The sequence below is a fragment of the Sphingomonas faeni genome (assembly GCF_040407565.1).
In the GTDB taxonomy this organism is placed as follows: domain Bacteria; phylum Pseudomonadota; class Alphaproteobacteria; order Sphingomonadales; family Sphingomonadaceae; genus Sphingomonas; species Sphingomonas faeni_F.
Map to the genome: position 1 here is coordinate 23404 of NZ_JAPZPR010000007.1, position 11397 is coordinate 34800.

Here is an 11397-nt window from a genome sequence, read left to right on the forward strand (position 1 = left end):
CCCCAACCTTCCGTTCGTCCCGAGTAGCTGCTGAGCTTGTCGAAGCGGCGTATCGAAGGACAGGTTAGCGCGCGGAACCCATGCTTCGATACGAGCCCTCGATACGCTTCTGCGAAGCTACTCGGTCTCTACTCAGCACGAACGGAAAGGGCAGGGGGAGGGAAGAAGAGACAAGCCCGTTCGGCTCCGCCCCTTTTTACTGACCGGTTTCGCCAGCCGGCTTCGCATCAACCGCCGGCGTCTCGACCACCGAAGCCTTCTCAGGCACCTCCGAAACCGGCTTGGCCCCAGGCTCCAGATCGCTCGGCACGAACGGCACGACGCTCGGCGGCGGCCCGGACATCCCCGCCGGATCGCCTTCGACGCGCCCATGAAGATGGTCGATCTCCGCCTGCCGCCGGTTGAGATAGAACGATCGCGTCGCCGCATACGGATCGGGCGAATTGTCGTGCAGGTCCTTCAAGGTCTGGTCGAACTCCGAGCGGTGGTCGAGCGCGCCCAGGATCCCCGCCGGCACCGTGTACGAGGTGCTGGTGAACGGATGGCCGACGCCGACCGGCAGGATCAGCCGATCGATCGCACCGCCGAACAGGTCGCGGATCGTGGTCGGCCCGACGATCGGCAGGAACAGGAACGGGCCGTTCTTAACGCCGTAATAGCCGAGTGTGTTGGCGAACCCGTTCGACCGCCGCGGCAGGTGGAACGGCTTTTTCTTGGCGACATCGAGCACGCCGGCGACGCCGATCGTCGTGTTGATCGCGAACCGCCCGACCGTCTCCGCCGCCTTGCCCGGCTTGAACTGGAGCAGGAAGTTCAGGAAGACGATCGGCTCGCGCAGATTGTAGAGGAAATTGTGGATGCCGCGCCGAATGGGGCTCGGCACGGTCTTCTTGTAGGTTCGCGCGACCGGACCGATCACCGCGTCGTCGACCTTCTGCGTTACCGCGAACGATTCCGCGTTGACCGCGCGCAGCGGATCGCCCGCGGTTTCCTTTCGGCCAGTCACGATGATGTCGTTGGGCGTCCGTTGGGCAGGCGGGGTCCCCAACGGAGCGGGACCGACTGGCGGAATGTCCTGCGTCGACAGCCCCTGGGCGAAAATCTCGATCGCCGGAAGCGACGCGGTCAGGGCTAGCGGCGAAACCGCCATCGCCGCGACAGGCTGGAAGTCACCCGCGAACGGCGACATTACCGCGCCGGGCAACGCGACGCTCGCACCGACGCCGGGCAACGCTATCGGCGCGGCCATCACGTGAACGGGGGCAGCCGTTAACAGCATTGCGCTCATCGTTACCAGCATGTGCACTCATCGCCCTGTTATCGGCCGCTCTCCTACATCGAGATGCGACGCGCCCGACATGCCCGTCGGCGCGCGTGGAGCATAGAGCCAATCGTCATCCGAGACGCAGGATCGCGGTTAACCGATCGCGTCGCGATTCCGTCCTGAGCCGCGCGCGGACGGGTAGCCTAGAGCTTGCCGAACACCGCCTCGAAGCCGGTCTTGTCGCCCGCCGCGAGCAGCCGCGCCTGCTCGATCCAGCGATCGCGCCCCATCCGCCCGGTAAAATTGCCGAGCTGCGCGTCGATGCTCTGCGCCTCGCTCTCCGACAGCGCGGCCATCTGGCCGACCGTCGCGACGCCGAGCACGCCAAGCTGCGCCGCAACCTTGGGTCCGAGGCCCTTCAACTGCGTGACAGGGCCGTCCGCGTAGGACTGCACGGGTGCGGGCGCTTCGGCCCGCTGCTCCTCGGCCGGCGCTGCGGCGGCGGGAGCGACCGTTTCGGTTGCCGGGCTGGCCTCCATTGGCGACGCGGCCGCGATCGGCTCATCGGCCAGACGGTCGCGCGTCTCCGGTATGTCGTCATCGCGCGATACCGGCGTCGGCTCGGGTGCGCTGCGGACCGGCTGCACCGGCTCGGAGCGAGGGGGGCGCGGCGCGACGGGCGCGGGAGCAGGCGGGCTTTGCGTCTGCGTCTGGGATTGCTCGACCTTGCGCTCTTCGACCACAGGTTTCGCCGAGATCGGCTCGGGGGGAACGCCGGCTTCCTTGGCATTGGCGATCACATCGTGCGCGGCCTTCACGCGGCTGCGCTTGGCGCGGATGCCCCAGATCAGGCCGATCACGACAAGGATCGCCACCACGGCGATGATCGTGAAGTGGATCGCCGTCAGCGTGGCGATGCCGTCGGGCAACAGGCTGAGGCCCGAGGCGGAGGTCGCGGAAGTTTCGTTCATTCCCATACCGTAGCGCTGCGAGCGAAGGGGGGCGAGACCTAATCCGCGCTGCGCTGCGGGAGCCTAATCGTTCGGCACCCGACGATTGCCGTCACGCGCGGCCAGATCGGTCAGCTGCAGGAATTCCTGCCGCCAATAGCCGTCCGCGCGCCCCGCGAGTGCGCGCATGTTGGCGTAGCGATATTGGCTCAGATACGGATCGCCGCGGAGCTTCTGCCCGAACGCCGCCACCGCCGTCGCGAACGCGAAGTCGCCGGTGGGTGCGGCGGCAGTGCGGACGAGTGCCGCGGGGACGGGCCGCACGATCTCTTGCGAAGTCGTCCCGTCGGGCAGCTTGTAGCGCAGCTTGACCACCGCCAGTTCGGTCCCGGCCGATGGCGTGGCCGTGGTCCGGTTCGCGGGATAGCGCCGCGTCGGCACCCAGCCCTTGGCGCCGACCGGCACGATCTCGTACAGGGCGGTCACCTGATGCCCCGCGCCGATATCACCGGCATCGACCGCGTCGTTGGTGAAGTCCTCTTCCTTCAAAGCGCGGTTTTCATAGCCGATCAGCCGGTATTCGCTGGCCATTGCGGGATTGAACTCGACCTGCACCTTAACGTCCTTGGCGATCGTGACGAGGGTTGCGGACAGTTCGTCCTCAAGCACCTTCTTCGCCTCCAGCGCGCTGTCGATATAGGCGTAGTTGCCGTTGCCGACGTCGGCGATCCGCTCCATCATCGCCTCGTTGTAATTGCCCGTGCCGAAACCGAGCGTGGTTAGCGTGATGCCATCGTCGCGGTTTGTCTTGACCAGTGCCTCCAGCGCCTTCGTTTCGCTGACACCGACGTTGAAATCGCCGTCGGTCGCCAGGAATATCCGGTTGACGCCACCTTTGCGGAAATTCGCGCGCGCCGTCGCATAGGCTAGCGCGATACCTTCCCCTCCAGCGGTCGAACCACCTGCACTGAGGCAGTCGAGCGCGGCCTTGACGTACCGCTTGTTGGCGGTCGGTTCGAGGACGATGCCGCTGTTACCCGCATAGACCACGATCGACACCCGGTCGGCCGGTTCGAGGCGGTCGGCGAGGCCCATCAGCGCAGCTTTGACCAGCGGCAGCTTGTCGGGTTCGTTCATCGATCCGGACACGTCGACCAGGAAGACGAGGTTTGCGGGCGGGCGCGTCGCCCCGCTCACGTCATACCCGCGCAAGCCGATCCGGAGCAGCCGCGTCTCCGCATTCCACGGCGTTCGCGCGACATCGGTGGTCACGCTGAACGGCACCGCGCGATCGGTCGGGCGCGGATAATCGTAGCGGAAATAGTTGATCATCTCCTCGGTCCGCACCGCTTCGGCGGGCGGCGCGTCCCCCTTGGTCAGGAAGCGACGGACATTGGCGTAGGAGCCGGTATCGACATCGACCGAGAAGGTGGAGACCGGGTTCGTCGCGACCTGCTGGACTGCGGCCACCGCGCGGCCATCATAGCGTTCGGTGTTCTCGGGCGATCCGAACGGCGCGGACCGCTGCAAGGCGAAGCTCTGGGTCAGCGGTGCCATCGGTGCACTGGGCGCCGAAGGCGCCATCACCGGCATGACCGCGAGCGGAGGCGGGGCCGGCGGCGGCGGTGGCGGGGGCGGGGGTGGTGCGGGGGGAGCGGGCGCGACTCTCGATCCCGTGACGACGATGTTGCCGCCTCTTCGACCGGGCCCGCGCATCTCGGGATCAGTCACCCGGCATCGAACCGGGGAGTCATTGCCGATGGGAGATGGCCCGGCGATCCGAACGGGCGGCGGCGGCGCTGCCGACGTCAGGATCAGCGCGACGATGGCAAGCGACGGTACGGACAAGATGCGCATCGCGACCACTCTCCCGGATAATGATCCAGGAGAGTGTCACGTCGCCCAACCGCATTCAAGCAGCCCCGTTCAAGCCCCTCTCGCTCGGGCGCTCTCGGTCAGGCCCCTCGCGCGATCTCACGCCAGCCGATGTCGCGGCGGTAGAAGCCTTCCGCGAAGTCGATCGCCTCGACCGCGCGGTAGGCGTTCGCCTGCGCCGTCGCAACGTCGTCGCCGGTCGCCGTCACGGCCAGTACGCGCCCACCCGATGCGACCAGCCCGCCATCTTCCAGTCGCGTGCCTGCATGGAACACCGTGCCGCCCGCAGCCCGCGCGGAATCCAGCCCGACGATCGCGCCACCGGCCTTGGGCGTGCCCGGATACCCCTCTGCCGCCATTACCACCGTCAGCGCGGTCTCGTCGCTGAACTGCGCCGCGGGCATGTCGCCGAGCCGGCCTTCCGCCGTCGCCAGCATCGTCGCGAGCAGGTCGCCCTGGAACCGCATCATCAGAACCTGCGTCTCGGGATCCCCGAACCGGGCGTTGTACTCGATCAGCTTGGGCCCCTGCGGCGTCAGCATCAACCCTGCGTACAGGACGCCGGAGAACGGCATGCCCTCCGCCGCCATCGTAGCGACGGTCGGCGCGACGATCTCGTCGATCGCGCGCCTCTCCAGCGCGGGCGTCAGCACGAGCGCAGGGCTGTATGCGCCCATACCGCCGGTGTTCGGACCGGTATCGCCTTCGCCGACGCGCTTGTGATCCTGCGCGGAGCCGAACGGCATCAGCGCCACGCCGTCGGTCAGCACGAAGAGGCTCGCCTCTTCGCCCTCCAGAAATTCCTCGATCACCGCCTCGGCTTCCCCGTCGGCGAACAGCGCGTCGAGCGCGGCATCGGCTTCGGCCGCGCTGAACGCGATGACCACGCCCTTGCCCGCAGCCAAGCCGTCCGCCTTGATGACCACAGGTAGCGAGAAGGTGCGGGCGAGCGCGATATCCGCCTCTTCGCGGCTCTTCACGCGGACATAGCCCGCGGTCGGAATGCCAGCGCGCAGGCACAGGTCCTTGGTGAAGCCCTTCGACCCCTCCAACTGCGCCGCCGCCTTCGACGGCCCGAACACCGGAACGTCCGCTGCGCGCAGCGAGTCCGCCAGCCCGTCGACCAGCGGCGCCTCGGGTCCGATCACGACCAGACCGACCTCATGCTCGCGGACGAACGCAACCACCGCGCTATGATCCGTCGCATCCAGCGGCACAAGCGTCGCAACGCGCGCGATCCCGGGGTTGCCCGGCGCGGCATACAGCGTATCGAGACCGCGAGATTGCACCAGCTTCCACGCGAGCGCATGTTCGCGCCCCCCCGAGCCCAGCAGCAGGACGTTCATGCCCGATCCCTTTTCCGATGAATTGTCCAGCGACATGGGCCGGCTGGTAGCCGAGCAAGTCCCCGGCGACAACGCACTCGCCATGTCGGTCGGCGAACTGGCGTTCAAGCTGAAGCGGATGGTCGAGGGCGAATTCGGCCATGTCCGCCTGCGCGGTGAGATCTCGGGCTGGAAGCGCGTCGCCTCCGGGCATTGCTACATGTCGCTCAAGGACGACCAGGCGGTGATCGACGGCGTCATCTGGAAGGGCAATGCGTCTAGCCTCGCCTTCGTGCCGCAGGACGGCATCGAAGTGATCGCCACCGGCAAGCTCACCACCTATCCCGGCCGCTCGAAATACCAGATCGTCATCGAGCGCATGGAGCTGGCGGGCGCCGGCGCGCTGATGGCGCTGCTCGAGAAGCTGAAGGCGAAGCTCGCGAGCGAGGGGCTGTTCGACGGTACGCGGAAAAAACGCCTGCCGTTCATGCCGAAAGTGATCGGCGTCGTCACCTCGGGCACCGGCGCAGTGATCCGCGACATCCTCCACCGCCTTGAGGATCGCTGCCCGACGCACGTCATCGTCTGGCCGGTCAAGGTGCAGGGCGAGGGTTCCGCCGCGGAGATCGCCGCTGCGGTGCGCGGGTTCGACGCGATTGCGCCCGGCGGTCCGGTGCCGCGCCCCGACCTCGTCATCGTCGCGCGCGGCGGCGGTTCGGTCGAGGATCTCTGGTCGTTCAACGAGGAGGTCGTCGTCCGCGCGGTCGCCGCCTGCACGATCCCGATCATCTCCGCTGTCGGGCACGAGACCGACACCACCTTGTGCGATTTCGCCGCCGACCTGCGCGCGCCGACGCCGACCGCGGCGGCCGAGATCGCAGTGCCGGTGCTCGCCGATCTGCGCCTGACGATCGACAGCCACCGCAACCGTACCGAGCGGTGTGCGCGGCGCCATGTCGAGCGCGGGCGCGAACGCCTCGATGCACTGGCGCGGTTGCTGCCGAAGCGCGACCAGTTGCTCGGGCCGCAACGCCAGCGCGCGGACGATTTCGGCCAGCGGTTGGATCGCGGGCTGGAGCGTAGGCTTACCCTCGCACGCGGTAGCCTGGACCGCTCGGGAGCGGCGCTCCGTCCCGCCACGTTGGAGCGTAAACTCGAAGCGAAACGCGCGCAGCTCGATGCCACGTGGCGCTTGGTCCAGTCGCTCAACCCCGACGCAATCCTCGACCGCGGCTATGCCCGCGTCACCGCACGGCCCGGCGGCGAGACGCTCGCCTCCGCCACATCGGCGCGTGACGCGGGGGCCCTGACGCTCCACTTCCGCGACGGCGTGGTCGACGCGGTGACGGACACCGGCCTTGAGCGCCCCGCCGCCAAAACCTATGCTGCCCCCAAGGCAAAGCCCGCGCCCGACGCGGCGCCGCGCCAGCCGACCCTGCTGTAAAGAAGACCCGCAATGCTGATGTCCAACTCCGACCGCGCCGCGCGGCTGCACTATATGGCCAATGGTTTCCGCGTGCTCAGCCCGGGCGACCACGTCGCCTGCGCCGCGACCGGCCACCGCATCGCGCTCGAAGACCTGCGCTACTGGAGCGTCGCGCGCCAGGAAGCCTACGCCACCGCCGCCGCCGCCAGCGAAGCGATGGCCCCACGATGAGACTCGGAGGCGCCGTGCTGAAGCGGGCTGCGGCGCTCCTCCTGCTGGCCGCCACCAGCGCCACGGCGCAGGTGCCGCCGCCGACCACCGCGACCCAGTCCACGTTCCGCTGGACCGGTACGCTCAGCCAAGGCGGTCTGATCGTCGGTACTGCCCCGTCCGGAACGCGCACGCTCACGCTGGACGGCAAGCCGATCGCGCTTGCCCCGGACGGCCGCTTTCTCGCCGGCTTCGACCGCGATGCCGGTCCGCAGGCGATGCTCGCGGCGACGCTCGCCGGCGGCCTCGTGCTCCGGCAATCGCTGACGATCACGCCGCGAAGCTGGGACATCTCGCGCCTGTCTACCCTACCCAAATACCCCGTTCCGGAAGCGGAATTCACGCGGATCCGCCCCGGCGAACTCGCCCAGATCAAGGCCGCGCGAGAAATCTCTGCAGCGTCGGACGGCTGGCAACAGGCGTTCGCCTGGCCAGTGACGGGGCGTATCTCGACGCTATTCGGCTCGCAGCGCATCTACCGCAACGGCGAGGCGGGATCCTATCATTCGGGCGTCGACGTAGCGCGTGAGATCGGCGCGGTCGTCCGCGCCCCCGCCGACGGCGTCGTGATCCTTGCCGCGGATCACCCTTTCACGCTGGAGGGCAACCTTCTGATGATCAACCACGGTATGGGTCTCAACAGCGCATTCCTGCATCTGTCGCGGATCGACGTGAAGGTCGGCGACCGCGTCATCAAGGGGCAACCTGTCGGCGCCGTCGGCATGTCCGGCCGTGCCACTGGCCCTCATCTCCATTGGTCGCTGCGCTGGAACGCTGCGAAGCTCGACCCGGTGCTGGTCGCGGGGGAAATGCGGTAATCAGTCTGTCTAATAAATGTGCGGTGCTCTGGCGTTTGCCCACAAACTAGGCTGTTGATTTCAAAACAAGGGCAGCAAGTGTGCCATTTGTGCTACAGGTCTGATCAAAGCGTCATGTTGTTACAAAACCGCCCTTTACAATAATATGACGTATTGTTCATCTTCCGCTCATGTCTCTCGGGGGTCGCGAACAGCGCGGCCGAAAGAGGACGGCAAACGCCTTGGGCGCAGACGGTAGAGCCGCTGCGACCAAGTTCAGCGAGGGGTGTACGAGTGATCAAGTCATCGAACTATCTACGCGGGGGGGCTGCATTGCAGGCCTTGGCTCTCATGGGCGCCGGTCTCGTCGGGGCGACGACCCTGTCCGCCCCGGCAGCAGCGCAGGATTTCACGAACGGCGCGATGGTCGGCGTGGTCGTTACGCCCGAAGGCACCCGCGTTTCGGGCGGCACCGTTACCGTTGTGTCGAACGCGCAGGGCTTCACGCGCACCACGCAGATTGCCGCCGACGGCGGTTTCCGTGTCCCGGCGCTGCCGGTGGGCTCGTATTCGGTAACCGTCGCGTCGCCGGGCTACCAGTCGGTGAATGATCGAAACGTCTCGGTGGTCGCAGGCTCAAGTGCGACCTACACCTTCACCGTGGCCGCGGTCGCCGCTGGCGCACCCGCCGATGGCGCTGAGATCGTGGTTACGGGTCGCGCCGTGCGCGGCAACGACTTCAGCACCAACACCGGCGGTCTTGCGATTGGCAACGTCAGCGACCTGCTGAACAGCACGCCGATCGCGCGCAACCAGACCGCGCTGACCTTGCTCGCGCCGGGTGCGACCGCAGGCGACACGACCTTCGGCAATCTTCCCTCGCTAAGCGGCGCGACGATCGCCGAGAACCAATATTATGTGAACGGCCTGAACGTTACCAATTTCCGCAACTTCGTCGGCAGTCAGAACCCGCCCATCGAATTCTACCAGAGCTTCGATACGAAGACGTTTGGCCTGTCTGCGGAATATGGGCGTGCTCTCGGCGGCTTCACGACCACCGTCACCAAGTCGGGTTCGAACACGTTCAAGGCGGGCGCGATCGTCGCATTCTCGCCGGATGGTCTGCGCGATGACTCGCCCAACACCTACGCCGCATACAACCAGACCGACTATATCGATAACGTCGAGGCCAATTTCTACCTGAGCGGGCCAATCATCAAGGACCGCCTGTTCTTTTACGGTCTTTATAACCCCAACTACAGCAAGACGCAGAATAGCAGCATCACGCTGGGCCAGCGCCTGACGGAAACAAACAGTTCGCCGTTCTTCGGCGGCAAGATCGATGCGATCATCGCCGATGGGCATCGTCTCGAAGGAACGTATTTCCGCAACGCGCAGACCGTCCGGACGCGATACGACGCGTTCAACGGCACGACCGGCGCGATCGGCGCGCCGATCGGCGAAATCAGCGAGAAGTCGGGCGGCGACAATTTCGTCGGCAGCTATACGGGGCAGTTCAGCAAGTGGCTGACGCTGTCGGCCGCCTATGGTGAAAATCACGATAATCGATCGTTCGCGCCTTCGCCGGTCCAGTCGCTCATCCAGAGCACGCTGACCGGTACGACCACGACCGCTCGGGGCTTCGACAGCGGACTCAGCACCGACGAAGACGTCCGCAAGTTCATGCGTGCGGATGGCGATATCTACGTCAAACTGCTCGGCTCGCATCATTTCCGGTTCGGGTATGAACAGGAAAAGCTGACCTCGACGACCGACACTCGGTACGCCGGGACGTACCGCTACCTGCTCGCGCCAACCTACGTCTATCGGTACAACTACGTGAACGAGGGCACGTGGAAATCGAAGAACGAGTCGTATTACATTCAGGACAATTGGTCGCTGATCAACGATCGACTGACGTTGCAGCTTGGTCTGCGCAACGATCGCTTCAGCAACGATACGCTGGAGGGAACGACCTTCAACAAGTCTGGCAATCAATGGGGGCCGCGCCTGGGCGCCGCGTTCGACGTGTTCGGCGACAAGCGTACGACGATCCGCGGATCGTGGAGCCGCTACTTTCTGCCGGTGGCGACCAACACCAATATCCGCCTTGGCGGTGCCGAACTTTACTATCGCCAGCGCTTTGCGTATCCGACCGGCGTCAACCCCGCGGTCTTCGACGCAAACGGCCTGCCTGCCGGGCTCACCTATGATGCCTTGGGCAACATCCAGGGTCTGAATGTCCGTACCGGCGGCGTATCGGGCGCTTGCCCTTCGGTCGGCCCGGATGCAGGACAAAGCTGCAGCAGCGTCACGTCCGATGGCGTCCTTGGCGCGACCGACACGCTCGTCTCTTCGTCGCTCAAGCCGAGTTACACCGATGAATGGACGATCGGCGCGCAACAGCGGCTCGGCGACTGGACGTTTGGCCTGACGTATATCAACCGCCGGCTGGGCCGGACGCTGGACGACGTCGCGATCGATGCGGCGGTACTGTCCTATTGCGATCAGAACGGCATCAACGGTTGCGGCGATGTGTTCACCGGCTTCCATCAGTATGTGCTCGCCAACCCGGGCCAGGACATCAAGGTGCGGCTTGACGGCGATTGCGCTGCGGATTCGCGCCAATGCGAAGTCGCCACGTTGTCTGCCGCGAACCTGGGCTACCCGAAGGCCGTCCGCAAATATGACAGCGTTCAGTTCGAGTTCGAAAAGGCACCGTCCAACGGCTGGTATGTACGTGGCTCGTACACCTACACCAAGCTCCGCGGTAACTATGAGGGCGCGGTCAAGTCTGACAACGGCCAGGACGATGCCGGCCTGACGCAGGACTTCGATCAGCCAGGCCTGCTTGATGGTGCGTATGGTACGCTTGCCAACGGACGTGCGCATTCGTTCAAACTGTTCGGCAGCTACCGCGTGACAAAGGACATCAGCATCGGTGCCAACATGCTGTTCGAATCGCCGCGCAAATTCTCGTGCATCGGCCAGCATTACGACTCGAACAATTTCGCGTTCCAGTATGACAATGCTAGCTATTATTGCACGCAGCCGCAGTTCGCGGACCGTCCGAGCTTTGTCGATCCTACGGATCCCACGCGGACCTCGTATCTTGTCGACCGGAGCACGGCGTTCAAGAGCCAGTGGCGCAAGCAGATCGATATCAACGTGCAATATGATATCGCGGCATTGCCGGGCAGCTTCATGAGCGTCGACGTGTTCAACGTGTTCAACTTCAAGTCGAAGCTGGATTACAATGAGTTCGGCAACAACGCCGGTGGTTCGCTGAACTCGCAATATGCGCAGGTGACGGGCTATCAGGCGCCACGCTCGGCTCGCCTGACGCTCGGTCTTCGCTTTGGTGAACCAGCACGCGGCGAGTAACGCTTCGGCCTGACCTACCTTTGGGGCGGCACACATGGTGTCGCCCCTTCTTGTTTGCGTCGGCGACTGCCGCCTTTGACACTGCCCGTCGCGAATGGTGGAAACC

General features: G+C 65.6%; 8 protein-coding genes. 4 read left to right on the top strand and 4 right to left on the bottom strand.

Annotated elements, in window-relative coordinates:
• Positions 1–196: 196 nt before the first annotated feature.
• The 4 genes from O6Y00_RS14960 to purD form a co-directional block, all read right to left on the bottom strand.
• Positions 197–1249, bottom strand: coding sequence for an MlaA family lipoprotein (locus O6Y00_RS14960; protein ID WP_353443375.1), 1053 nt, complete (start codon positions 1247–1249; stop codon positions 197–199).
• Between the two features lie 218 nt (positions 1250–1467).
• Positions 1468–2235 carry a hypothetical protein gene (locus O6Y00_RS14965; RefSeq protein ID WP_353443376.1) on the bottom strand — a complete coding sequence of 256 codons (768 nt, stop codon included), beginning with the start codon at positions 2233–2235 and terminating at the stop codon, positions 1468–1470.
• A gap of 63 nt (positions 2236–2298) precedes the next feature.
• Complete coding sequence (locus O6Y00_RS14970; protein ID WP_353443377.1) at positions 2299–3771, bottom strand: vWA domain-containing protein; 1473 nt, start codon at positions 3769–3771, stop codon at positions 2299–2301.
• Between the two features lie 398 nt (positions 3772–4169).
• Positions 4170–5435 carry a phosphoribosylamine--glycine ligase gene (gene purD / locus O6Y00_RS14975; protein ID WP_353443378.1) on the bottom strand — a complete coding sequence of 422 codons (1266 nt, stop codon included), beginning with the start codon at positions 5433–5435 and terminating at the stop codon, positions 4170–4172.
• Here purD and xseA point away from each other — a divergent pair.
• From xseA to O6Y00_RS14995, 4 genes are all read left to right on the top strand, one after another.
• Entirely contained in the window at positions 5434–6858 is a 1425-nt protein-coding gene (gene xseA, locus O6Y00_RS14980; RefSeq protein WP_353443379.1) for an exodeoxyribonuclease VII large subunit, read from the top strand. The genes purD and xseA overlap by 2 nt on opposite strands.
• A gap of 12 nt (positions 6859–6870) precedes the next feature.
• Positions 6871–7071: a DUF2093 domain-containing protein gene (locus O6Y00_RS14985; protein WP_055881745.1), complete on the top strand. Its 201-nt coding sequence runs from the start codon at positions 6871–6873 to the stop codon at positions 7069–7071.
• The gene (locus tag O6Y00_RS14990) at positions 7068–7928 is read left to right on the top strand and encodes a M23 family metallopeptidase (RefSeq protein ID WP_353443381.1); all 861 of its coding nucleotides are present in this window, start codon (positions 7068–7070) and stop codon (positions 7926–7928) included. Before O6Y00_RS14985 ends, O6Y00_RS14990 begins: the two co-directional genes overlap by 4 nt.
• A gap of 273 nt (positions 7929–8201) precedes the next feature.
• Complete coding sequence (locus O6Y00_RS14995; RefSeq protein WP_353443382.1) at positions 8202–11291, top strand: TonB-dependent receptor; 3090 nt, start codon at positions 8202–8204, stop codon at positions 11289–11291.
• Positions 11292–11397: the final 106 nt, after the last annotated feature.

Excerpts from the sequence above, each read along its gene's own strand:
- purD (WP_353443378.1), bottom strand. The coding sequence starts at position 5,435 with ATGAACGTCCTGCTGCTGGGCTCGGGGGGGCGCGAACATGCGCTCGCG.
- O6Y00_RS14960 (WP_353443375.1), bottom strand. The coding sequence starts at position 1,249 with ATGGCCGCGCCGATAGCGTTGCCCGGCGTCGGTGCGAGCGTCGCGTTG.
- xseA (WP_353443379.1), top strand. The coding sequence starts at position 5,434 with ATGCCCGATCCCTTTTCCGATGAATTGTCCAGCGACATGGGCCGGCTG.
- O6Y00_RS14985 (WP_055881745.1), top strand. The coding sequence starts at position 6,871 with ATGCTGATGTCCAACTCCGACCGCGCCGCGCGGCTGCACTATATGGCC.
- O6Y00_RS14970 (WP_353443377.1), bottom strand. The coding sequence starts at position 3,771 with ATGGCACCGCTGACCCAGAGCTTCGCCTTGCAGCGGTCCGCGCCGTTC.
- O6Y00_RS14965 (WP_353443376.1), bottom strand. The coding sequence starts at position 2,235 with ATGAACGAAACTTCCGCGACCTCCGCCTCGGGCCTCAGCCTGTTGCCC.
- O6Y00_RS14990 (WP_353443381.1), top strand. The coding sequence starts at position 7,068 with ATGAGACTCGGAGGCGCCGTGCTGAAGCGGGCTGCGGCGCTCCTCCTG.